Genomic DNA, 24184 nt, shown 5'->3' on the forward strand with positions numbered 1-24184 from the left:
GAGGATCATACATGAAAACATTATTGGAAGTGAAAAATGTCTCAAAACATTTTGGAAATGGTACAAAGGCGTTATCCAATATTGACTTCACTGTGAAAGAAGGAGAGTTCGTTTCTATAATAGGGCCATCTGGAGCAGGGAAATCAACTCTTCTTCGATGCATCAATAGGATGGTCGATGCTTCTAGCGGAGAAGTCATTTTTGATAATGATCATGTATACAAGGTGAATAAAAGGGAGTTAAAGAAGGTACGTAGGAAAATAGGGATGGTTTTTCAGCATTACAATCTGGTAAATCGACTAAGTGTGATTGAAAATACCCTGCATGGTCGATTAGGCTATAAATCTACACTGGCTGGAATCCTTGGCCTTTATAGTGAAGAGGAGAAGCTTCAGGCTGCTAAAGTTCTCCAAATTCTCGGTCTGGAAGATCAAATCTATAAAAGGTCCGATCAGTTGAGTGGAGGCCAGAAACAGCGGGTGGGTATTGCGCGGGCGCTTATCCAAAATCCTAAATTGCTATTGTGCGATGAACCGATTGCCTCTCTTGACCCGAATTCTTCCAAAGTGATCATGGATCATTTAAGGAACATCTGCACTTCCATGGGAATCACAGTAGTGGTCAACCTGCATCAAGTCGATGTTGCCCTGAAATATTCGGATCGAATCATCGGTGTGAATAGTGGCAAGGTTGTTTTCAATGGCACAACTCAAAATATAACCTCAAATGATATCCATCAGATTTATGGATCAGATGAAGGAAAGTTGATTTTTGATATGGGAGGTTCCCATGTCGGCTGATGTTTTTGCAAAAAAGAGAAGAAATTCACTTGTATTGTTTTTGCTTATTGGGGCTGCGACGGCTGTTTCCATTATCATTACAGAATTCAGCATCGCAAAAGGGGTTACCTCCGTTCCTAAGGCCATACAATGGTCGTTATCGAATTTTTATCCAACAAAGGAATCACTTACCAAACTGCCAGACATTTTGATAAAGCTGAAAGAAACACTATTAATATCCATTGCTGCAACGACATTCGCGGGAATATTGGCCTTTGTATTTGCAATATTGGGCTCCAATACGACAAGAGCTAATGCATTTTTCGGAGGGTTTAGCCGTGGGATAGCAGTTTTATTTAGGAATATTGATGTCTCAATATGGGCGTTGGTTCTGTTATTTTCATTTGGACAAAGTTCCTTGACCGGTTATTTTGCCTTGTTTTTCGGATCTTTCGGTTTTTTAACAAGAGCTTTTATTGAAACGATCGATGAAGTGAGCTGCAGTTCCGTAGAAGCTTTGCAGACAACCGGCGCAAGTTATCTAACCGTCATTTCGCAGTCTGTTATTCCTTCAACAATTCCGCAAATGATCAGCTGGGTACTTTTCATGATTGAAACGAATATCAGGAATGCAACATTGGTCGGACTGCTTACAGGATCGGGAATTGGTTTTACGTTTAATCTGTATTATAAAAACTTGAGTTATGACATTGCCAGTCTTGTCGTCATCACGATCATCATTTCGATATTAAGTATTGAATTGATCTCAAATTATGTGAGGAGGGTGATTTTATAATGCAGGCAGAGGGTCCAATCAAACCATTTCCTTCTCCTACTGGCCAGGAGTTAGATAAAATGCTACTTGAACGACTATCCAAAAAGCCCTTCTCGAAATCTTCAATCGCGATTAGGTTGAGTGTGCTTGTACTTGCAGTTTTGACTATTTATGCATTTGCCAGTTTTGATTATAAGGATGTTAAACTGTGGGACGCGCTATTATTGACCGTCGACAATTTGAAGACCATGTTTTTTGAGCCGCATCTGAAGCACTTTACCTTTACTCAAGCGCTTTATCAGGTGTCGATTACATTAGGTTTAGCTTTCTTAACGACAATATTTGGTGCAATCATTGCGCTGATGTTGGGACTTTTAGCGGCTGGAAATATCTCGTCCAAGCCATTATCGGTTATCATAAAGGGATCGGTTGCCCTGATTAGAGCCGTTCCTACCGTGTTATGGGTCCTCATTTTTGCAGTAGCAGCAGGGTTGGGCAGTGTAGCGGCAGTTATAGGGATGACGTTCCACTCCATAAGTTACCTTGTAAAGGCCTACTCGGAATCTTTCGAGGAAATTGATAAAGGTGCTATAGAAGCCCTGCAAGCAAGCGGTGCGAATTGGTGGCAGATCGTGTTCCAAGTCATCATTCCATCTTCGATCACTTATATCATTTCATGGACATTCATGCGCTTTGAAATCAATTTTGCAGTGGCGGTAGCAATGGGCGCAGCGGCAGGCGCAGGAGGAATCGGCTTCGATATGTTCATGGCAAGTGGATTTTACTTTGACTTGAGTGAAATTGGAGCAATCACATATTTTATCCTGATAATTGCAATCTGTCTTGAAATCTTCGCAACACAAATCAAAAGGAAACTAAAAGAATCATCTTGATATCCAAAAAAAAGACCACAAAATGAAGTGGTCTCTTTATTTGTTTGAAAATCGATTTTAATGTTGTCTCCGGCTTGTCAGGAAAGGCTTATATAAGGGGGGACTTTATTTCTTGTATCTGTTTGATATGCCTTTGTTCATGTAAGGATAATAATTCAATCCATTGATCCAATGAGAGGTCCCCGAACAGGGGATGCTTGGCTTTCTTTCTATTTAACAAGATATCTGAATCCATATCATAAAGAACCTGTAATAAACGATCCCTTGATTCTGCCAGAAAATCCATAAGTCCCGATAATTGAAATGGGATTGAAGAGGGTGAAACGATGTCAGGGGATACGAATTTCTTTGTTCTATTAGTAACCAGGTAAATGTTTTTTTGAATGATATTATTAAAGTCCCTTTCCCGAATCCCATTTGCTATAGCTTCTGTAAAAACCTGTTCCGTAAGATATAAATGATGGCAAATTTGGGCGATGCTCCATACTTCAGGTGCTGGCCTATGGTGGAGCATTTTTTCATCCAACTCCGTAATTTCCTCTATTAACTGGTTTCTTGATTCGAATAGCAAATCATACTCGATATAATTCATGAGAACTCCCCTTTTGTGACACCCACATTTGAAAGCATCACGGAATTTTTGATATAGGAAAAAAAGGGATATCGACTGCATGACAAATGCAAAAAAAGATGTCGTACTTATTAATAAACACATTAATTTCAAAAGGATTATGATTTTTATTCATTGATGGAATATGAATGTCTAATGATTGCAGGGGTATGACACTATGCATTTAAGGAAGGTTTCCATTTGGGAAAGATCGTCAAAGTTATCTCGCATTGTATAAAAAAAGCATGTTTCATGTGTAAGACCTTGCTTCAAAGATTGGCTTTTATGTTGTCTTGAAGAAGAAATGCAGAGCTGAAGTCAGGTCTGTACTTCCAGGGGACTACATTTTTTCTGGAGCTTTAATACCCTATCATGCCTATGCAAAAAAGTTAAGTTTATGCCTACGCGCTTCAATACAAGAATGCGACGTCCAGAGCTTCCTCTGATGAACTGGAAAATGTAAGCTGGCATCCAAAGGGAAAAAGAAACTAAAAGAAGCTGGACATTGGAATTGATTATATCTGAATTATAGCACAGTTAATATTTTCCTAGAAATGATTATATGAAAAAAGACGGAAGGTTTACACATCGTCTTTTTTGCATTTAATATTTGATAGACTATCAAGAGAAAAGTTGCGAACCGAATGGGAAGCTTTTAAACTGAAGATAGACAAAATGAACTAGGATGGTGAATGCAATGGCTAAAACAATAGTAGATAAACTGAATTTACATAAATATGAACGTGTTGCAGTCTTGAATCTGCCAGCCGGGGCGGATTATTTAGCAGAGCTGCCGGATTACGATACAGAGCTTGATGAAAGTGCCTATGATCTTATATTTGCCTTTGTATTGGATATGGATTCTTTAAAAGGAATCGTGGATAAGGTGATCGAGAAAAATCATTTGAGTAAAAACGGCTATATCTATTTGGCATATCCCAAGAAGGGGAATAAAGAATATGCCACATATATTCATCGTGATGATTTGATGCAAGGCCTTGGTGCGGATGAAGACGGTTATGTTGGGTCGAGTGACCTGAAGTTTGCACGTATGGTTGGATTGGATGATGTCTTTACGGTAGTCGGACTGAAAGAAGATTCGAAAAGTAGAAACCGTCCATCTACCAAAGCAAGCCAATCAGTAGATGATTATATCGAAATGATTTCTGAGATCGAGAAAGATTTGCAGGATTCTCCTGATTTGCTTGCGTTCTATCAATCACTTACCCCAGGGTATCGCAAGGATTGGGCACGTTACGTGTATAGTGCAAAACAAGAGGCGACCCAAGTGAAACGGCGCCAGGAAATGAAAATGATTTTAGGAGAAGGTTACAAGAGCAGGGATCTATATCGAAAAAATAAATGAGGGTAGGGAATGTCTTCCATTCTCTTTTTTCTTGTTCTGTTCATCCTATCAAAAGCATATACTAGACCGAATCCAAACTTAAATCGTAATAATTATGATTTGCGAGGTGGTTAAATATGCTTTTGAAACGATACACGGGAAATTTACTGTTATTGATTCTGCTGTTTTTGCTGCTAGCATTCTTTTTTCTAGGTGATGTGTTCCTTCCCAAAGCGATTGATTTCTCGAGCTACCCGATGCTTCACTCTGTGTTCGTCGTGTTTTTGGGATTGTTTTTAGAATCGATTCCATTCCTGTTCCTGGGGGCCATTGCCTCATCATTCATCCAGTTGTTCATCAGTGAAGAAATCATTCAGCGGATGATACCGAAAAGACCTCTGACGGCCATTTTTGCTGCGATAGTAGCGGCGCTGATTATTCCGGTTTGCGAATGTGCAATCATCCCGGTCGTCCGGAGATTGATTCAAAAGGGTGTTCCGGTCCATGCAGGTGTTGTCTTGCTCGTAACAGCCCCAATATTGAATGTCATCGTGTTTGGCTCAACTTATTATGCGTTCCAAAATAATCCGGCCATTCTATATGGAAGAATCATTCTTTGTGTCCTGACGGCCATAATCGTAGGTTTATTCATTCATATATTCAGCACTAAAGATGTGGTGAAAGAGGAGAAGGTGGAACTGGTACTGGTACATGGGCATGAACATGATATTCAGCCCAGTAGATGGACAAGCTTCATTGAACATACTTCACAGGAATTTTTTATGGTCGGCAGATACTTTATCATCGGGGCCTTGTTTGCCAGTGTATTTCAAGTGTTTATGGATCGGACCGTAATGGCCGATATTGGTCAGGCGCCAATAAAAGGCACGGCATTGATGATGGGAATTGCGTTTGTGCTTTCACTCTGTTCATCAGCTGATGCATTCGTTGCCGCCTCCTTTTCCCATAGTTTTCTGCCAGGCTCCATACTGGGTTTCCTTGTATTTGGTCCCATGCTGGATTTGAAAAATGTCCTGATCATGATGTCCTGTTTTAAACGGAGCTTCGTCGTCACGTATGTCCTGCTTGTTTTCGCAGTCGTCTTCAGCCTATGCCTGATTGCAGGCGGATTGATCAGTAAGGGGGGCTTCTGATGAAACATTTTTTTATCCAAAGGCTTGAAGGATTGCTGCTGCTTGGACTGGGCCTCATGATCTTTAAATTGTATGTTTCGGGATATCTAACGAAATTGATTGCACCCAAAATGGTTCCATATGCATTGGCGGCTCTTTTTGCTTTTTTAGTGATCAGTCTTCTCCGAATGAAAAAACAAAAACAGGGTGAACAACATTGTGATTGCGGATCGAATGGAGAGTCTTCCTCGTCCGCACTGGTCCTGAAATATAGTTTGTTCTTCATTCCGATTCTTCTGGGCTTCATCTTGACCGATTTTACATTAAGCGGGGAAGTACTGGCGAAAAGAGGGATGGCGAAGCAGCAGGCACAGATGGTAAGTTCATATGATTCAGGGAAACATGCGAATGGGGAGAAAATCTCCGTAACCGATGATAATTATTTTGAAGTACTGGATGATTTACTGAACAACCTCGATACGATCGAGGGAAAGGAAATAGAGATTTCGGGGTTCATATACCGTGAGGATACATTTACGAAAAAACAAATGGCCATCTCCCGCCTCTCCATGTCCTGCTGTGTGGTCGATGCGACGTTATACGGATATATGGTCAACGGGAATGTGGAAGGAATGAAGACGAATGATTGGTATACCATTACAGGGACATTAAAAAAGGGAAGCTATAAAGGGGAACCAGTACCGGTGATCGATTTAAAAGAGTCGAAGAAAATAAAGGCACCGGAAGAAGCTTATTTATATGAGAATGTACAAATTATTCAGTAGTATTGGAAAACCCGGCAAAAGGATGATTTTGCCGGGTTTTCCACTGGTGCCGAAAGGGGTATTTTGCCTGTACGAAGACACCCTTTTCATGTAAAAAGGCCTTAAAGCCATATATTCCATCATAAGATCCCATTCCGCTTGTATTTACACCGCCGAATGGCAGAAAACGTGGGCGGCGAGAATTCTCTTCAAATTCATATTTTGAAGGCAAACATTGATTTGATGGGCACCTGGTTCTCTGTTATTCATACTATATGGGATAAAGAACAGAGAGGGGTTATGCCATGTATGGGCATGATATGTATGAAGGTGATTGGAACAGACAGCAGGATATGTTGAATAAGCTTGAAAAGGCTATAAATGGCGAGTATCGTGCCATCCAGTGTTATGAGAAATTGGCAGCATTAGCGCCGGATGAAAAGCAGAGGAAACAAATCATTGAAATAAGGGAAGATGAAATAAAACATTTTCAAGCATTCACCCGGATATACAACAGCTTGACCGGGATGCAGCCACAGCCTAAAGTGATGGAACCATGCCCGGACTCCTATGCAGCTGGATTGGAATTTGCCGTTCAAGATGAACAGGAAACAGTGGATTTTTATCTGGATGTCGCAGATGGTGCGGCTGATAGAACCATTAGAAAGGCGTTCCGGCGTGCTGCCGCCGATGAACAAAACCATGCCGTCTGGTTTTTGTTTTACTTAGTAAAACTCAAAGGCTGATTCATTAGTAAGTAAAGTTGAAAAAAAGCCAGGAAATTATCCTGACTTTTTTTACTTTAGGACAGCTCCTGGTTCATCAATGTAGGATTTTTTCGTAGCCCAGGTGAAATCGTCAAAGAGATGATTCCGCATAAGAGCAATCCGACCCCGATCCATGACATGGGGGCCAAGCTCTCGCCGACAAGGAAAACACCGAGAAGAGCGGCTGTCAGAGGTTCGGCGAGTGATAACGAGACCGCTGTTGATGAAGGAACGGATATTAGCCCTTTATTAAAAAATAAATAGGCGGCTGCTGTAGCAAGAAGTCCAAGGTGAAGGCTGACGGCCAGCCCATTCGTTGTGCCGATCCAGCTGATATCCAGTATGAATAAAGCGGGTGCCAACAGCAGGGCGCTAAAACTGAAGATGACAGCGGCAGTTGCTTCTGGAGGTTGTTTATCCAAGATCCTTTTACTAACCAGTGTGTATACCGTAAAGGAAGCTCCGGCCCCCAGCGCAAGCAGCGCACCTACTGGATCGATGGTAACTGATCCTTGATTGGTAAAAAGCAGTAAACATCCGGCAATCGATAAACCTGTAGCGATCCACCAGCTTGTTGATGGCCGTTTTTTACTGAACAGCCATTCAAGGAATCCGGCGATGATGGGGGCACTGCTAAGTGTAATGATCGTGCCGATGGCAATTCCGGTCATGCTGACAGCCATGAAAAATAGCGGCTGGTAACAGGCCATGCCTAACGTGGCTAAGATGGTTTCTTTCATTGGCCAGTTGTACCGCGTTAATTTTTTTTGCCAGATTGCAATGAGCAATAAAGCGGCCCCGCCGACTGCCAAGCGGACGGCACCTATTGCAATGGGATGGGCTCCATCGGGGGCGAATGACTGGGCCGTTCCGGTCGTTCCCCACAGCATTGCCCCAAGGATGACGAGTAAATAGGGGTATTTTTCCTTCATGGAAGTTCTCCTGTAATAAAGATTTACTATTCAGGCTATATGATTGTGTCGATTAAGTCAAAGGGGCCTATTTGTTCGGGAGAACGTAACATAGTATAATGGCCTTACCATGGATAGAGGTGTAAGGGGGGATAATCATGTCTTCAGGTAATCGGAACAATCAAATTGGACCGCCGCGGTTCGCTATTGCCATTCACTCTCTGGTTTGGCTTGCACAAAGCGAAAAGCTCCTGACAAGTTCGGCAATCGCCTTAAAGGTGAAGTCACATGCCACTTTTTTAAGAAGAGTGATGGCACAGCTTGCAGCTGCGGGGATTGTCGAAACAAAGGAAGGACGGGAAGGCGGATATAGCTTGAAGGTGCCTGCCTCTCAGCTGACTTTGGCCGATGTGTATCAAGCGGTACGGCCGGAATGTCTTGTTTGTATGGAAACGAGCGAATGCGGTGAAGTTGGGAAGCAGCTGGATACGGCATTGGAGGAGATCATGAACGAAGCCGAAAAGGAAACATTGCGCCTGCTAAAGGGCTATACATTGGAAGAATTCATGAAAAAAGTCGACTTCACCAATTTTGAAAATGAGTGTCTAGGGTAATATCCTTGCAAGAGGATACCCAGGATTATATAATGTGCTTAATGCGATTGCATTTAAAATAAGGAGGTATTTACATGAAGGTCGAAATTTGGTCGGATTATCAATGTCCGTTCTGTTATATAGGAAAGCGGCGATTCGAAGAGGCTTTAAAGCAGTTTGAAAATAAAGATCAGGTAGAGGTTTCATTTCGCAGTTTCGAGTTGAACCCAGAGGCTGAGCGGGATATCAATATGACTCAAAATGAAATGCTGGCCAAGAAATACGGCATGTCTCAAGCGCAGGTGGAAGCGAACAGCCAAAACCTGACTCAACAGGCTAAAGAATTGGGACTCGATTATCATTTGGACAAAGTGGTATTAACGAATTCGTTCGATGCTCATCGCTTGATGCATTTTGCTGAATCAAAAGGTAAAGAGAAAGAAATGAATGAATGCCTATTTAAAGCATACTTTACGGAAGGCAAACATATTGGCGATCACGCTACATTGGCTAGTTTGGCTGAAGAGGCAGGCCTTGAAAAGTCCGAGGCGGAAGCTATGCTGGCAGGAACGGCATTCACGGCGGAGGTTAGGGGAAATGAGCAAGAAGGAAGCCTGCTTGGTATTACAGGTGTGCCATTCTTTGTCATTAACCGCAAGTATGGAATCTCCGGCGCCCAGCCAACAGAAGCGTTCCTGGATACGCTAAAAAAAGTATGGGCTGAGGAAAACCCGCTTACAATGGTGAATGATCCAGCAACAGGCGACGCTTGTACGGACGGTTCTTGTAACGTGCCGGAAAAATAATGAAGATATGAAGAAGGAGACCCGAAACTGGGGTCTCCTTTTTTTACTTAAAAAGGAAATGTTATGTATGGCAAAGAATATAGTGTACAGGATGGCTTTTCGAAAAAGTCCGAAATGAAAGGAAGCTAAAGGGTGTATATAATAATTGGAATACTAGTTTTCATGCTTGCATGTATAGTAACTGCTAAAATAATTTCCTATAAATATTGGACATGTATTTATACGGCATTCGGGAATGAAAATTATTTTAAGGTGATTGCGAAATTGGAAAGGGAAGGGATACAATTCAAAACGAAGACGCCTATGAATTTAGGTTCCGAAAACTTTCAAAATCGCCATGAAACTAGTCAATATGATATTTTTGTAAAAAAAGAACAGAAGCAAATTGCCCAAAGGGCACTAAACAAGAATTAACAAAGGTAAATAGAAACGGCTGTCCTCGGGCTGCTATTTTTACTGGCTGGAAAAGTTAAGATGAGGGAATTGAAGATCCATGGAGGAAAGGGATTATATTTCATATTGAACTAACGGAACTAAACCAAGATAAGAAGAGCGTGTTTTGATTCATTCTTTCAAAACCCGCTACATTATTGTTGTTTTAGAGTATTTGCTCCAAACTCACGAGTAAAAGCCCGAAACTCACGAGGGTGGGACTTATAAAAAGCAAAGTGTTGCTAAACCATTTTTCCATTGATTTCATATAGGATAAAAGAAAGAAAAAGCGTTGATTTTGATTTGGAATTCGTTTTTTATAGTTTCAAAGACTGAAAATTTGTATAATGGGTGAGATAGATTTAATTGAATGTACATATAGGAGGGGCATGGATGAGTAAGCTTAATGGCAGGACCGTTGCTTTATTGGGAGCGAGGAAGACGGAAGAACTTAGTAAAATCGTTCAAAATCTTGGGGGAGTCCCGCTCGTTCGCCCGGCACAGGGGACGGTTTTCCTTGATGATTCCCATTTGGAAGAGGATGTCACCCGGTTGATGGCAGGGGAGTTCGATTGGATCATTCTCACGACGGGAGTGGGGACGGAATTATTATATAAAACAGCAGTGAAGATGGAAGCGGGAGATCGTTTCATAGAAGCCTTGCAGTCTATGAAAATTGCAGCTAGGGGCTATAAAACGGTGAATATGCTGAAAAAGCTTGGTCTGCAGCCATTAATCCGTGATGATGATGGCAGTACGGCAGGGCTTGTTCGAAATCTGGAAGGCCAACTGTCTGAAGGTGTAAAGGCCGCTTTGCAGCTTCACGGCGATCCGGCGCCTCTTTTGATGAACTGGTTGGATGAACAAAAAGTGGAACATAAAGAAATCCTGCCATATGAACATATACCGCCTGAAAAAGAAACGATGCAGCAGCTGATCCAAGAAATCCTTGAAGGCAAAATCGATTCGGTTGTGTTCACGAGTGCACCGCAGCCGCGAAATTTAATGAGATTTGTCCGTGAACAAGGTGTGGAGGATAAGATGATCGACCTGTTTGCATCAGATGTAATTGCTCTTGCGGTCGGAAAGGTAACGGCGCAGGTGGTAATCGATGAAGGGATCGAGCGGGTCATATATCCTGAAGATCAACGGATGGGCAGTGCAATGGTGGAGCTGGTGAAATATTATCAGGGAATTGCAAGCAGATAGGGGTGAGTGCGGCATGACCAAGGGCAAGGTCTATTTTGTGGGTGCAGGTCCGGGTGATGTGGGCTTGATTACCGTAAAAGGTCAAAAAGCGATTGAAAAGGCGGACGTCATTTTATATGACAGATTGCTAAATCCTAAACTGTTGGAAGCTGCCACCCTCGATTGTGAATTGATATATTGTGGCAAGACACCTTATACGAATGGCATCAGTCAAGGGGAAATCAATGAGCTGCTTGTTTCCAAAGCACTGGCAGGGCATAGGGTCGTCCGCTTGAAAGGCGGTGATCCTGCCGTTTTTGGAAGAGTCGGGGAGGAAGCGGAAGCGTTGAAAGATGAGGGGATCCCATTCGAAATCATTCCGGGGGTTACGTCCAGCATTGCCGCATCCATATACGCAGGAGTCCCCGTCACGCATCGGGATTACGGACGTTCCTTTGCGATGGTGACAGGCCATGACCGAACGAAGAAGGATATAGATTGGAACGGGCTTGTGAATAGTATAGATACGGTTGCCTTTTATATGGGTGTGGCCAACCTTCCGTATATCCGCGAAAATTTGATCAACCATGGAAAGCCGGGGAATACGCCGGCACTCGTCATACAATGGGGCACTTATGGAAGACAGGAAAGTGTCGAGGGGACCTTGGATGATATCGTCGAAAGGGTAAGTGAAAGGTCGCTTGGCAATCCTGCGATCACCTTGGTCGGAGATATCATTTCACTAAGGGGAAAACTGCAATGGTTCGAAAAGAAGCCGCTATATGGGCAACGATTTTTAGTGGCCCGGACCGGGACGGCAAAGAGTTCCTTGGCAGAAACCCTGCTTGAACTTGGCGGCGAAGTCATCGAGTTTCCTAAATGGCATGCGGCAAAAGTGAAAATAGAAGAAAGCCAGCTGCTCTCTTTTCTTATGTATGATCGAATTCTCTTCACTTCGCCCGAAAGTGCCGATGGATTCTTGGATTCACTCATTGAACATGCTGTTGATTTCCGCCGGATTACTTCTAAACTTTATGTGTTATCAAGGAAATCGAAAAAGGCTTTACAGCAACGGGGACTGATGGCCGAGCTCAAATCCAAGATGTCGGAAGCCGGAACCCTGTTGGTTGTTGGAGATCGAAACAGAGATCAAAGAGATCCGGCTCATGGGGACGGAGACTATTTTCAATCAATCGATAAATTTGTCGATGAAAGATTCCTTGAAATCCTTCCGAGAATGCTGGACGGGATAGCTGTCGGAACAGTACTATTTTCGAATCGGCATTCAGTCGATATGCTGATGCAATATGGGAACAAGGCAGACGTGGATATTGAAGGTTTGCTAAATCAAGCCTCTATCGGGGTAATCGGAGAAAGTACCGGCAATAGACTTAAAGACTATGGATTTACATTGGATATGATGCCGAATGAACCGTCTGTCGAACAATTGGTGGAGTTGATCGTGAATAGGAATGTTTTTTAGGCTCTGATAAAAACAGAGTCTATTTCCTTTGGAGGGGCTACGTTATTCATACCGTAGAAATGTTGTTGGCGTTCAGTGTTATGGCCTATCGTGTTATCATTTAATTACTGGACATCACGGTTCTTCGGTTTGTTTGTTCTGTTATTGAGGATTTCCGGAATTGAAGGATGTTTAACATGCAATGACAGGGGGTGACTTTATATTTAACAAATTTTATGTCAATCATTCTACTTGCCCTACTTGTTCTGTTATTTGTAATGGTTGTGAAGGTGGTCCGTTTCTTTATAAAACATATGACAAAAATGAATAACCTGGAATATAAAGAGATGAATTAAATGAACGATTGAAAAAGAAGGAGTACTGACGGTCCTATCTCCGGATCGTTAGGGTAGGATGGGGGTTAAATAGATTTGGTTATCCTTGCGCATAAGATTTTGAGGAGTATTGAATAAAAGTCTTTTATTCCTTCCCAGATTGGGTATTATATATAAGTGACTTTTTCAGGGAGGCGAAGCAAATGAAACGGACATGGGAATTCTCATTAAGTATCATAGGCGTGAGTATCGCTGCGATTTTTTTAATCGTGACGATCATAGCGGCCGTTTATCTCAACAGTATCGATTTGAAAGATATGATGGACTACTCATTAATGACAGATTCTGAGTTTTCCTCGTCTGAGGTAGATATGTCAATCAAGCTGTTCATGGGCTTACTATGGGCGGGGATCATATCGTTGTTCATTGCTTTGGCAGGAGGCTTGATCGCTATCTTTCTATTAAAAGGCGGCAAAGCGAAGGGAGCCGGAATCTTATTGATCATTACGGGCATTCTGACGATCTTTCATGTTTGGCCGCTTATCTTCTTCATCGTACCGGGAATCATGTGCCTAGTAAGGAAGCAGAGGGAAACGGTGGAAGTGATCGTATGATCCGGCACCATACATAGTGTGATTTGAAACAAAGGAGCTGGCCCGAAAATGCGGGTCAGCTCCTTTTGTGCTGTAAGGATATTTTAGGGGAATATACCTATTTATACCTGCAAACACCAGTCTATCATGTTACTATTATTATAGATTCAAATATAAATAGACTGGAGTTCGATCGATGAAGATACCTTTAATGAAGGTTGGGGCACTGACCTGTTTAACACTCGGTTTGTTCAATGGACAGGCTTTTGCGGAGTCTGGAATAAGCAATGCGTGTTCATCATTCGGTGAGATTCAACCAAATGGAAATCCTACCCATAAGCAGATCAACTGCTTACTGACGAATGCGGCAATAGAGGCTGAAATCCCCCCTGAAGTAGTAAAAGCGGTGGCTACGCAGGAAAACGGGGATTGGAGGCAATTTAATGAGGACGGTACACCGGTTAAATCCGACGATGGCGGTATCGGTCTAATGCAGCTTACCAATAAAAGTGGGTATGACCAGAAAAAGCTGGAAAATGATATAGTCTACAATATAGAGGCAGGCGTCGAGGTCCTGAGTGGCATGTATTCAAGAAGGGACTTGCCCAAGATCAAAGATGCAGGACGCAGGGTCATCGAAAACTGGTATTTTCCTGTCATGGCATACAATGGGACAAAACCGGTTAACAGTCCTCTTTACCAGGAGAACGGGAAAATAAATGTGAATGCCTACCAAGAGGAAGTTTTTGCTGAGATAGAAAACCAAAGTTATTTGAATGATACAAAACTGGCAAAATATCCATTTAAAACATCGGATTTTCAATATGATCGGGATAGCACTGGAAATATCATCTTTACAAATCTTGTATACACACTGACAGAGCAAACACATGACTCTGTTTATTGGTTCAAGGCTGGAGACAAAGTGGTGACGACATCAAGCGCGAATATCAGGAAAGAAATAAGCACTACGGCAGGTGCAGTATCTGTTCCACCAAATACAAGCTTGATCATCACAGGAAATTTTAACTATCACGAATCTAAAGGAAATAAATTTGTTTTTTACCCCGTACAAACGGAAGACGGGAAGATTAAGGGGTATGTTTCATCGGCTTACATATCCAATAGACTATCGATTGTCGCACCTATCTAGGATACGAATAACCTGTGATTTCTGGGGCTGCCGGTAAATCCATTCCATTCAACTCCACTTTCAATCCTAAAACCAGCGTAAAGGCGAAGGATGATAAAGATGGTGACTTAACGAGTGCCATACGTGTGGAAGGTAAGGTGGATACCAAGAAAGTGGGCACCTATAATTTGACTTATACGGTAGCTGACAAGGCTGGGAATGTTGCCAAGGTCACAAGGAAGATAACCGTTTATGATCAAGTCAAGCCGGTGATTTCAGGTGCCGGGAATAAAACCATCAAACTTAATTCTTCATTCAATCCAAAAACAAACGTGAGTGCCAAGGATAACGCCGATGGCAACTTGACTAGTAAAATCAAAGTGACGGGTACAGTGAATACGAAGAAAAAGGGGACCTATACATTGAAGTATACGGTCACCGATTCATCGAAAAATGCAGCGACAGTCACAAGAAAGATCACGATAGATGGCACCAAGCCAGTCATCTCGGGAGCCAATAGCAAAACCGTTGGCTATTATTCGACATTCAATCCTAAATCAGGCGTATCTGCGAAAGATAACCTGGATGGTAACTTGACTAGTAAAGTCAAAGTGACAGGTACGGTGAATACAAAGAAAAAGGGAACGTATACATTAAAGTATACAATCACTGATTCATCGAAAAATACTGCGACAGTCACAAGAAAGATTACGGTAGACAGCACCAAGCCGGTCATTTCCGGTGCCAAAAGCAAAACCATTGCCTATAACTCGACATTCAATCCTAAATCAGGTGTATCCGCGAAAGATAATCTTGATGGAAGTTTAACAAATAAGATCAAAATAACAGGGACTGTGAATACGAAGAAAAAAGGCACCTATACATTGACTTACACAGTTACGGATAAATCGAAGAACAAGGCAGAAGTAAAAAGGAAAATCACAGTTAAATAGAAGGTAAAAAAGGATTCCCGCAATAGGGGAATCCTTTTTTTGATGCATGAATGTGTTTGGCTGAAAGATATGCATATATAATAGTAGAAAGTGTTCATGGTTTGATCCTCCAGGGTAGAGTTGATATTGATAAAAATGTTATAATTGTAAATAGTTGTAATGCGAAGTGATCTGAAGGGGGATTGTTTATGGGCAAAGAACACGGGCATGTAAACTGGATGGATCAGATTTTTAAGGAATATGAAAGAGACGGCGGGCTGAAGAATAATCCTGGCTTTGGAAAACCGATTCCGGAGTCGGCGCTATCGGGAAATATATATGATAATTTCTTGACGAAGGCCAAGGATGCCGGCTACGTTCCACTTTGGATAAAATGGCAAAAAGAAATTCGGGAAGAGCTATCCGGATTGGTTCGTTTGAAAAAAATGAATGGACCCGAATTTGAATTAGTGAAACGAATTGATGAAATAAATGAGAAAGTCCGTACATATAATGCGGTTTGTCCAGCCCAAATGCAGCGCAGGGAAATAGAGTTGGACAGCATCGAAATTCAATATGAAAAATGGAAGTAATAGGTAATGTGTAAAATGTGGGTATTTGTATGACGTGATCATTAAAGGATTATGATATAATGGCATGAATAAAAAACAGAGAGAGGGACTTCGATTGGAAAAAAGAAAAGAAGTTTTTTCATGGATAAAAGCGATATTGATTGCAGTCATTCTAGCTTTTTTAATTCGAACGTATATTTTTGCACCGATTGTCGTGGACGGTGAGTCAATGATGCCGACTCTGCAAGATCACGAAAGAATTGTTCTCACCAAGTTTGGAACGAATATCGATAATATAGACCGGTTTGATATTGTCGTTTTTCATGCAACGGTAGATAAAGATTATATAAAAAGGGTTATTGGTCTGCCAGGTGACCATATTGAATATAAAGACGATACGCTTTATATTAATGGGAAAGCTTATGAAGAACCATACTTGGACAAATATAAGAATCAGATGGAAGCAGGAGTGCCACTGACTGAATCCTTCAAGCTCGAAGATATTTCAGGCAGCACGACAGTGCCGGAAGGCCAGCTGTTCCTTATGGGGGACAATCGTCAAAATAGTTTGGATAGCCGTGAAATCGGAACGATTTCAGTCGATGAAATTGTAGGCAAGGCGAATCTAGTGTATTGGCCGATCAACGAAATAAAGCTTGTGAAATAAGGAGAAGCGGACTCAGGTATAGAGTCCGCTTTATTGTTGCCGTTTTTCATTTCCGTAAAGGGAAACATTGCTTTGCATTGTCATACAGGTGTTTTCAACAAAAAACGTGTCCATTCTTCTTTTTTTTCTATTTTTTTTATGAAAATCAACTCATCTGGGTTAAATTAGGTTATCCTATTTAAAAGAAGTAATCACGTTACCCAGGCCCGAATAAGAAAATGGATTACTTTAAAAAAGGGTGCTGAGATGGAGTACTTTAGATGGATATAGTAAAAGATTTAATATCAAACTATGGTTATTTTGCGATATATGGACTGTTGGCAATTGGGATTATTGGCTTGCCGGTACCTGATGAGTTCATGATGACTTTTGTCGGCTATTTGTCATCCATTTCCGTTTTGAATGTTCAGGGAGCATTTCTTGTCAGTTTCCTTGGATCGATATCAGGGATGCTTATCAGTTATTTCATCGGGAAAAAGGTGGGGAAGCCTTTTTTGAGGAAGCATGGTAAGTGGATCAAAATGACCCCCGCGAGGTTGGAAAAATTGGAGAAATGGTTCAATAAATACGGTCCTTGGACCATTATCATAGCCTATTTCATCCCAGGAGTCCGTCACTTCGCCAGTTATATTTCCGGTATGAATGGAATGGGGAAACGAAAGTACTTTATCTTTGCAGGAGCAGGGGCTTTCAGCTGGTGTTTGGTATTTACGACTTTTGGCTATTTCATTGGTGTGTTAACTTAACTCATTACTACTTACAAAGTTTATTTATTGAATCAGAAAAAACCGTTTCTGGATTCCAGAAACGGGTTTTTCCATTTCTGCCTATATTTATTGAGCTGAGTATCCACCGTCGATGACTAGCTCGGCACCAGTTACGTATGAAGCGTCATCGGATGCTAGATAAAGTACGGCATTTGCAATATCCGCCGGCTGACCCAAACGTTGTAATGGAGTTGCCTTGATCATTTGGTTGACTAATTCTTTTGACTCTTCTAATTTTTGTGTCATTGGTGTTTCGATGATACCAGGGAATACGGCATTGACACGGACGCCCATGCGGCCATATTGCGTTGCGGCAGCCTTGGAAATGGCACGAACGGCACCTTTTGAAGCTGAATAAGAGTTTAAGCCCATTCCGATTTGAGCAGTAAAGGAAGAAATGTTCACAACTGCGCCTTTACCTTCTTTAGCCATGTGAGGAACAACGTGTTTCATTCCAAGGAATGGTCCAAATCCATTGATGCTTAACATTAGCTGCCAATCGGCCAATGTCGTATCGTTAATGCCTTTTTCCGTTGAGATACCGGCATTGTTAACCAAAATGTCGATTTTGCCAAATTTAGCGATAACTTCATCCGTCATCTTTTTCCAGCTTTCGTCTGAAGATACATCAAGTACAGCTCCATGGACGTTATCCAGTTCATTCACAACAGCTACAGCTTTTTCATTGATATCAGCAGCAATGACTTGTGCTCCTTCTTTTGTGAATAGGTCTACCATTTCCCTGCCCATACCAGATGCACCGCCAGTGATAATGGCTACTTTATTAGTCAATCTTCCCATCATGATCACTCCTATTAGTTGTTATAACGATGAATATATGTTCAAGCATAGTTCAAAAGTGATATTATCAACGAGCAATACTATAACTCCTTCAAGAGTCCGTCAAGCATTTTATTTTCCCGCTTGCGAATTTCCTTTTTCTTGCTGGATGAAAAAGTACATGTATGTCTGTGAAAAAATGGACTTCCCATAACCGCTGCAGGTTGAAAGCGGTATCAATCTTTTAATCTTCAAATTTTGATACCGTAGATTATCAATATCTAAAATAGCTTAACCCGTTCTATTTGAAACGATTCACAAGTAATCTTGTAGAGGCAGCGCATGTAGGTTTGGGAGTACCATATGTTCAATTCTAGTGATTAAAATTGAATACTGCAATCTTTTTATACTTTAAATACAAATTTTTATAACGCTGTTCCAATTCTAACTTTTCAGAACTTTCATGTACATAGGAGGTCATCATTTTATGAATAACAGAATGTATCTTTCCTTGGCCATTCCGCTTACGATTTCGACGATGAGTACGCCCTTGCTCGGTGCGGTCGATACGGCTGTGGTTGGAAAGTTGAGTGATCCCGCTTATATTGGCGGGGTGGCTGTCGGAACCATAATTTTTAATACGATGTATTGGCTTTTCGGTTTTCTACGGGTCAGTACATCTGCCTTTGCTGCACAAGCGGAGGGGGCACGGGATGAAAATCAAAGCCTAATGGCCTTGATTCGGCCTTTTTTCATTGCAGCGATCATCGGCCTGCTTTTTATCGTGATCCAAAAACCCATTTTGAATGTTTCGTTAGGCGCAATCGGTCCGGAATCAGACGTTTCCGCCTTTGCCGCAGATTATTTCGGCATCCGGATATGGGGTGCACCTTTTGCATTATTGAACTATGTCATCTTAGGCTGGTTAATCGGGAAATCCAGGATAAAAACATCTTTGTTCATTCAAGTTTTCATGAACGTGATCAATATTGTCTTATGCCTCGTTTTTGTAAATGGCTTTTCGTGGTCTGTATCAGGGGTTGCTGCCGCTTCATTGATATCAGAGATTTCCGCTTTTTTACTGGGCTTGTGGGTGATCTGGAAAGCGGTTAACGTACCGGATTCATTTTCATTCCGGGAGGGGTTCGATCGGGCTTCCCTGAAAAAAATGATGGTGGTCAACAGGGATTTATTTATCAGGACCATTTGCCTGATCACGGTTTTCAATTTTTTTACGGCCAAGGGAGCCACTTTCGGGACAGAGACACTGGCGGCCAATGCCGTACTCATTCAAATCCATTACCTGATGGCCTATTGCTTTGATGGCTTCGCGAACGCGTCGAGTCTTCTGGTCGGAAAGGCGATTGGTTCGAGAGATATAAACCTTTATAAAAAAACACTCTCACTATCGGCGCGGTGGGGCTTGTATGCTTCGTTCATACTTGCCGTATCTTACTATCTATTTAGCGATAAGGTCATTCTCCTTTTCACGAATATTCCCGGGGTCATCGAACTGGCCCATGAATATGGACTTTGGATAGTCCTATTCCCATTCAGTGCCTTTATCGGACTCATTTTTTATGGAGTGTTTACCGGTGCGACTGAAGCCGTTCCTGTTAGGAACTCAATGCTCCTTGCACTATTGGCTTTTCTATTTGTCCAATTCACAGCAGTCCCGCATCATGGCAATCATGGATTATGGCTTGCATTCCTGGCTTTCAGTTTAGGACGTTCCGTGTTTTTAGCATTATACATCCCAAGGCTAAACCGAAAAGTAACAAAGCTTATGAATGACGATAGCTTAATGAAATCATCTTCTTTTTAATAAAAGAGGGTGTTTTTTATTTGTTAAGGAATTTTATCGGTAGTTTGATGTTAGCAATAATACGGGAATATGAAGAAAAGGTAGCAACGCTTGGCGAATCAGATAGTAAAAGTGATAAAATGAAAAATATATATAAAAGAGGAGTTGTCATATTTTGAGTGAATTGAATTGGCGAGAAGAAGTTGAAAAACGAAAAATGGACTTATTGCTGGACACACAAAACTTATTGAAAATAAAAAGTGTACTGGATGAAGAACATCCGACAGAGGAGGCCCCATTCGGTAAAGGGGTGAAGGAAGCGCTTGATTTCATGCTTCAATTAGGCGAAAAAGACGGTTTTACTGTGAAAAATGTCGATAATGTCGCTGGTCATATCGAAATGGGTGAAGGCGAGGAGTTAATCGGGATATTATGCCATGTCGACGTGGTACCTGAGGGAGATGGCTGGAGTTCGGATCCGTTCGGCGCTGAAATCCGCAATGGCCGCATATATGCTCGTGGGGCGATCGATGATAAAGGGCCGACGATGGCTGCCTATCATGCGATGAAGCTGGTCCGGGAGCTCGGAGAACCTTTGAACAAACGTGTGAGGATGATCATTGGAACCGATGAAGAATCGAACTGGCGCTGCGTTGACCGGTACTTTGAAGTGGAGGAAATGCCCTCGATCGGTTTCGCACCAGATGCTGATTTCCCGATCATCAGTGCGGAAAAAGGAATCTGGGATTTCTCGGTTATACACCCTGCCGATGCAGGAAATGGCACGAACTCAAACGTGAATGTTATAAAATTTTCTTCAGGTCGAAGGACGAATATGGTACCGGATTTTGCTACGGCTATTGTGGAAGCGGCTAACCCTGCTGAAGTGGCTGCAAACTATCAGGATTATTTGCAAAAATACTCATTGAAGGGGCAAGCCGTTCCGCAAAAAAATCAAGTGCTGCTTGAAATGAATGGTGTCTCGGCACACGCGATGGAACCGAAAAATGGAAAGAATGCAGGTCTCCATTTAGCCGTATTTTTAGCTGATCTTACTCTTGATCCGCATGCGAAAGCCTACTTCACTTTCATTAAGGATCGTTTGTTTGGAGATTCCCGCGGAAATAATTTAGGTGTGGCTTATTCGGATGAACAAACAGGAGAATTGACGGTCAATGCCGGCGTTTTCAATTATTCTAAACAAGGGGACAGCTCGATTGGTTTCAGTATGCGTTATCCGGTGACGTTCGAGTGGGAACAGCAAAAGGCGGCATTGGAAGAAAGACTTGCGGCATATAATTTGAAAGTGAAGACCAATTCGCATTCAACTCCACATTATGTGGACAGTGAAAGCTTCTTGATTAAGACGTTGCAGGAAGTTTATGAAGCGGAGACAGGTGATAAAGCTGAACTCCTTTCGATTGGCGGCGGCACATACGCCCGTTCATTGAAAGAGGGCGTTGCTTTCGGCCCGCTTTTCCCTGGCAGCGAAGACATTGCGCATCAGAAAGATGAATATATTGATATTGAAGATATGCTTAAGGCTACGTCCATTTATGCACGTGCCATTCATGAATTGGCTAAATAAGAGGCAAAGAGGGAGAAAGACATGGGAAAAATCATTTTTAACGGCGACCTTAAAAGCAGGTCCGAAGTAAAGGTAGATATTGAAGACCGGGGATATCAATTCGGTGATGGCGTTTATGAAGTCATCCGGGTTTATAATGGCGAATTATTTGCGGGGGACATGCATCTGAACCGGCTGATGGACAGTGCGAAGTTGATACAGATGAAAGTTCCCTTTACTGCAGCGGAAATCAAAACCCGCGTGAAAGAACTGATTACTGAAGATCAACTGAAGGACGGTATCGTCTATATGCAGCTGACAAGGGGAGCATCGCCGCGTACACACTCTTTTCCAACTGCAGAGGTGGAACCGGTCTTTATTGCCTATACCAAGGAAATTCCTTATACAGGAAAAATGAAGCCAGGGGTCAAGGCTGTTACCACCGACGATATACGCTGGCTTCGCTGTAATATCAAGAGTTTAAATCTACTGGGTAATATAATGGCTAAACAGCAAGCGGTCGAAGCCGGTTGTGATGAAGCGATCCAGCATCGTGATGGTACGGTGACGGAGGGAAGTTCGTCAAATGTCTCAATCGTGGTGGATGGGCTACTTAAAACGCATCCGGCCACAAACTTGATCCTGAATGGAATTACCCGTCAGGTGATGCTGAAACTTTGCGCTGATCATGGGATTCCCTATGTCGAAGAAGCCTTCACGGTCGAGGACATGATGGCAGCCGACGAAGTCCTTTATACCAGCACAAGCGTCGAAGTGACACCAATTGTTAATATCGATGGCCAATCGATTGCAACCGGGGAACCCGGTACGATAACCCAAAGGCTGCAGAAACTGTTTTCCGAGGAAATCGAGAAGCAATGCGGTTCCGTTAAATAGATAAATGCCCCTTTGCCACTAATGGCAAAGGGGTTTTTATATGTATAGTCGGTAGCGAGATGGCCATTTCCGAATCCCTGTTCACGTTTATAGCATCCTTACGCAATCCTCCCTTTTTGACATTTTCAAGAACCAGGAATATACTTGCTAATAACCTAAAAAGTTTACCTGTTGCAACAATTTGAGTTGCATGTAAAAAGGAGTTGAAATAGATATGTCCGATGTGTTGCATCAATCTTCTTCGAGAGGAATCAAAAAACTGCTTCCCTATCTAGGACCTGCCTTTATAGCAGCTGTAGCCTATATTGATCCAGGGAATTATGCTACCAATATTACAGCCGGATCTAAATATGGCTATGCGTTATTATGGGTTATCTTCGCATCCAATTTAATGGCTGTGCTAATTCAATCACTATCAGCCAAATTGGGGATAGCCACGGGAAAGAATCTTCCAGAGCTATGCAGGGGAAAATTTTCGAAAAAAACATCGTTCTTATTATGGATTCAAGCCGAAGCTGTTATTATGGCAACCGACCTAGCTGAATTCATAGGAGCGGCACTAGGAATTTATTTGCTATTTGACTTACCGCTTATCACATCGGCATTAATTGCAGCGATTGGATCCTTTGCCATTTTGGAAATCCAGCGCAGAGGTTATCGAACATTCGAAGCTCTGATCACGGTCATGATATTTGTAGTAGTGATTGCTTTTGGTGCTCAAGTTTTTTATGCAAAACCTGACACTTCAGCCGTTGTTTTAGGACTCTTCACTCCAAAATTCGAGGGAGTGGACAGTATTTTGCTATCGGCCGGTATGCTTGGAGCTACCGTTATGCCACATGCGATTTACCTTCATTCCTCTTTAACTCAAAAGAGAATAGTCGGTATAAACGATTTGGAAAGAAAAAGGATATATCGTTTTGAGCTAATTGATATTGTCATCGCCATGTTGATTGCAGGTGCGATCAATGCCGCAATGGTCATTGTTTCAGCTGCCCTATTTTATAAGAATGGAATACTTGTAGAGGACTTGGATGTTGCTTATCAACAATTCGGTGACATGCTTGGACCATCAGTCGCGATGTTTTTTGGAATAGGATTGTTATTTGCCGGTTTATCCAGCTCATCCGTTGGTGTAATGACAGGTGATGTAGTCATGCAGGGATTCATTAAAAGACATATACCGATTTATTTAAGAAGGGTCATTAGCACAATTCCCCCCTTGATCATAATATTATGGGGAGTGAATCCATCCAAAGCACTTGTAGTGAGTCAAGTTGTACTCTCGTTTGGCATCGCGTTTGCCCTAGTGCCATTGATCATGTTTACAAGCAACAAAAAAATCATGGGCAACCTGGTAAACCATAAAATCACCTCGAGCGTCGCTTGGCTTATAGCTGTACTTATCATCGGACTGAACTTGTTCCTGCTTTACGAAACGCTGTTAAGCTAAAAGAAGAAAATGAAGAATAGGACCAATTTTTGGTCCTTTTTTCTTTGATTTATGCTGTATTTTTTGTTAATTCGCCCCAACGAAAAAATACGTCCTGGACCCGTCCGTGTATTATCCGTCATGGGCTTCGTTCAGAGGAGGATTGGAAATATTCCTAAGGAGGGAATATTTATAAGGAAGTCCAAGAAAAGGTATATGCAATGGGAATTATGGTAAAATTAAAGGGA

General features: G+C 42.1%; 25 protein-coding genes and 1 pseudogene. 22 read left to right on the forward strand and 4 right to left on the reverse strand.

Translation table 11 applies throughout. From position 1 onward, the window contains the following. Nucleotides 1-11 precede the first annotated feature (11 nt). From phnC to BS1321_RS19320, 3 genes are read left to right on the forward strand one after another with little or no spacing between them, the layout of a single operon-like run. Nucleotides 12-800 (forward strand): phosphonate ABC transporter ATP-binding protein, encoded by a 789-nt coding sequence (phnC, locus tag BS1321_RS19310; protein WP_063232634.1) that lies wholly within the window; start codon nucleotides 12-14, stop codon nucleotides 798-800. Further along, a complete protein-coding gene (locus BS1321_RS19315) occupies nucleotides 790-1575 on the forward strand; it encodes a PhnE/PtxC family ABC transporter permease (protein ID WP_063232635.1) in 786 nt (261 codons plus the stop codon). The genes phnC and BS1321_RS19315 overlap by 11 nt, the downstream gene beginning before the upstream one ends. Continuing rightward, a complete protein-coding gene (locus tag BS1321_RS19320) occupies nucleotides 1575-2447 on the forward strand; it encodes a PhnE/PtxC family ABC transporter permease (RefSeq protein ID WP_063232636.1) in 873 nt (290 codons plus the stop codon). The genes BS1321_RS19315 and BS1321_RS19320 overlap by 1 nt, the downstream gene beginning before the upstream one ends. Before the next feature lie 88 nt (nucleotides 2448-2535). Here the strand turns inward: BS1321_RS19320 and BS1321_RS19325 are convergent, their stop codons facing one another. Continuing rightward, a complete protein-coding gene (locus BS1321_RS19325) occupies nucleotides 2536-3039 on the reverse strand; it encodes a DinB family protein (protein ID WP_063232637.1) in 504 nt (167 codons plus the stop codon). 715 nt (nucleotides 3040-3754) lie between these two features. Between BS1321_RS19325 and BS1321_RS19330 the strand changes: the two genes are divergently transcribed. The 3 genes from BS1321_RS19330 (at nucleotide 3755) to BS1321_RS19340 (ending at nucleotide 6320) form a co-directional block, all read left to right on the forward strand. Then, nucleotides 3755-4423: a YdeI/OmpD-associated family protein gene (locus BS1321_RS19330; RefSeq protein WP_063232638.1), complete on the forward strand. Its 669-nt coding sequence runs from the start codon at nucleotides 3755-3757 to the stop codon at nucleotides 4421-4423. Between the two features lie 116 nt (nucleotides 4424-4539). Further along, nucleotides 4540-5556 carry a permease gene (locus BS1321_RS19335; RefSeq protein ID WP_063232639.1) on the forward strand — a complete coding sequence of 339 codons (1017 nt, stop codon included), beginning with the start codon at nucleotides 4540-4542 and terminating at the stop codon, nucleotides 5554-5556. Continuing rightward, complete coding sequence (locus BS1321_RS19340; RefSeq protein ID WP_063232640.1) at nucleotides 5556-6320, forward strand: TIGR03943 family putative permease subunit; 765 nt, start codon at nucleotides 5556-5558, stop codon at nucleotides 6318-6320. Before BS1321_RS19335 ends, BS1321_RS19340 begins: the two co-directional genes overlap by 1 nt. 64 nt (nucleotides 6321-6384) lie before the next feature. Here BS1321_RS19340 and BS1321_RS28790 read toward each other — a convergent pair. After that, nucleotides 6385-6483, reverse strand: a pseudogene (locus BS1321_RS28790) (hypothetical protein); the annotation flags it as partial. A 121-nt stretch (nucleotides 6484-6604) separates the two neighbouring features. Between BS1321_RS28790 and BS1321_RS19350 the strand changes: the two are divergent. After that, entirely contained in the window at nucleotides 6605-7045 is a 441-nt protein-coding gene (locus BS1321_RS19350; protein WP_063232642.1) for a ferritin-like domain-containing protein, read from the forward strand. A gap of 56 nt (nucleotides 7046-7101) precedes the next feature. Here BS1321_RS19350 and BS1321_RS19355 read toward each other — a convergent pair whose 3' ends face one another. Further along, a complete protein-coding gene (locus tag BS1321_RS19355; RefSeq protein WP_063232643.1) occupies nucleotides 7102-7998 on the reverse strand; it encodes an EamA family transporter in 897 nt (298 codons plus the stop codon). 137 nt (nucleotides 7999-8135) lie between these two features. Here BS1321_RS19355 and BS1321_RS19360 point away from each other — a divergent pair, with 137 nt between their 5' ends. From BS1321_RS19360 to BS1321_RS19410, 11 genes are all read left to right on the forward strand, one after another. Then, nucleotides 8136-8591 (forward strand): RrF2 family transcriptional regulator, encoded by a 456-nt coding sequence (locus BS1321_RS19360; protein WP_063232644.1) that lies wholly within the window; start codon nucleotides 8136-8138, stop codon nucleotides 8589-8591. Between the two features lie 74 nt (nucleotides 8592-8665). After that, nucleotides 8666-9376 carry a DsbA family oxidoreductase gene (locus tag BS1321_RS19365; RefSeq protein ID WP_063232645.1) on the forward strand — a complete coding sequence of 237 codons (711 nt, stop codon included), beginning with the start codon at nucleotides 8666-8668 and terminating at the stop codon, nucleotides 9374-9376. Nucleotides 9377-9508: 132 nt separating this feature from the next. Continuing rightward, nucleotides 9509-9790, forward strand: a complete 282-nt coding sequence (locus BS1321_RS19370) for a hypothetical protein (protein WP_063232646.1) — start codon at nucleotides 9509-9511, stop codon at nucleotides 9788-9790. Nucleotides 9791-10201: 411 nt separating this feature from the next. Further along, nucleotides 10202-11017: a uroporphyrinogen-III synthase gene (locus BS1321_RS19375; protein WP_063232647.1), complete on the forward strand. Its 816-nt coding sequence runs from the start codon at nucleotides 10202-10204 to the stop codon at nucleotides 11015-11017. A gap of 13 nt (nucleotides 11018-11030) precedes the next feature. Further along, nucleotides 11031-12479, forward strand: coding sequence for a uroporphyrinogen-III C-methyltransferase (gene cobA / locus BS1321_RS19380; protein ID WP_063232648.1), 1449 nt, complete (start codon nucleotides 11031-11033; stop codon nucleotides 12477-12479). A gap of 517 nt (nucleotides 12480-12996) precedes the next feature. Then, nucleotides 12997-13407: a DUF4064 domain-containing protein gene (locus BS1321_RS19385; RefSeq protein ID WP_063232649.1), complete on the forward strand. Its 411-nt coding sequence runs from the start codon at nucleotides 12997-12999 to the stop codon at nucleotides 13405-13407. Nucleotides 13408-13582: 175 nt separating this feature from the next. Next, a complete protein-coding gene (locus BS1321_RS19390) occupies nucleotides 13583-14539 on the forward strand; it encodes a transglycosylase SLT domain-containing protein (RefSeq protein ID WP_063232650.1) in 957 nt (318 codons plus the stop codon). 14 nt (nucleotides 14540-14553) lie between these two features. Then, nucleotides 14554-15471, forward strand: a complete 918-nt coding sequence (locus BS1321_RS19395) for an immunoglobulin-like domain-containing protein (protein WP_063232651.1) — start codon at nucleotides 14554-14556, stop codon at nucleotides 15469-15471. A 188-nt stretch (nucleotides 15472-15659) separates the two neighbouring features. Beyond that, nucleotides 15660-16043 carry a DnaJ family domain-containing protein gene (locus BS1321_RS19400; RefSeq protein WP_063232652.1) on the forward strand — a complete coding sequence of 128 codons (384 nt, stop codon included), beginning with the start codon at nucleotides 15660-15662 and terminating at the stop codon, nucleotides 16041-16043. A gap of 64 nt (nucleotides 16044-16107) precedes the next feature. Next, nucleotides 16108-16689, forward strand: coding sequence for a signal peptidase I (gene lepB / locus BS1321_RS19405; protein WP_081112872.1), 582 nt, complete (start codon nucleotides 16108-16110; stop codon nucleotides 16687-16689). Between the two features lie 260 nt (nucleotides 16690-16949). After that, nucleotides 16950-17435, forward strand: a complete 486-nt coding sequence (locus tag BS1321_RS19410) for a DedA family protein (protein ID WP_063232654.1) — start codon at nucleotides 16950-16952, stop codon at nucleotides 17433-17435. A gap of 87 nt (nucleotides 17436-17522) precedes the next feature. Here the strand turns inward: BS1321_RS19410 and BS1321_RS19415 are convergent, their stop codons facing one another. After that, nucleotides 17523-18257, reverse strand: coding sequence for an SDR family NAD(P)-dependent oxidoreductase (locus tag BS1321_RS19415; RefSeq protein WP_063232655.1), 735 nt, complete (start codon nucleotides 18255-18257; stop codon nucleotides 17523-17525). 466 nt (nucleotides 18258-18723) lie between these two features. On the opposite strand from BS1321_RS19415, the gene BS1321_RS19420 reads away from it, so the two are divergent. The 4 genes from BS1321_RS19420 to BS1321_RS19440 all read left to right on the forward strand — a co-directional run bounded on the left by BS1321_RS19420 (nucleotide 18724) and on the right by BS1321_RS19440 (nucleotide 23957). Then, on the forward strand, nucleotides 18724-20061 hold the full coding sequence (locus BS1321_RS19420; RefSeq protein WP_063232656.1) for an MATE family efflux transporter: 1338 nt from the start codon (nucleotides 18724-18726) through the stop codon (nucleotides 20059-20061). A 154-nt stretch (nucleotides 20062-20215) separates the two neighbouring features. Further along, complete coding sequence (pepV, locus tag BS1321_RS19425; protein WP_063232657.1) at nucleotides 20216-21628, forward strand: dipeptidase PepV; 1413 nt, start codon at nucleotides 20216-20218, stop codon at nucleotides 21626-21628. A gap of 21 nt (nucleotides 21629-21649) precedes the next feature. Further along, nucleotides 21650-22504 carry a D-amino-acid transaminase gene (gene dat / locus BS1321_RS19430; RefSeq protein ID WP_063232658.1) on the forward strand — a complete coding sequence of 285 codons (855 nt, stop codon included), beginning with the start codon at nucleotides 21650-21652 and terminating at the stop codon, nucleotides 22502-22504. A 214-nt stretch (nucleotides 22505-22718) separates the two neighbouring features. Then, complete coding sequence (locus tag BS1321_RS19440; protein WP_063232660.1) at nucleotides 22719-23957, forward strand: Nramp family divalent metal transporter; 1239 nt, start codon at nucleotides 22719-22721, stop codon at nucleotides 23955-23957. The last annotated feature ends 227 nt before the right edge of the window (nucleotides 23958-24184 follow it).

The organism is Peribacillus simplex NBRC 15720 = DSM 1321, from assembly GCF_002243645.1.
In the GTDB taxonomy this organism is placed as follows: domain Bacteria; phylum Bacillota; class Bacilli; order Bacillales; family DSM-1321; genus Peribacillus; species Peribacillus simplex.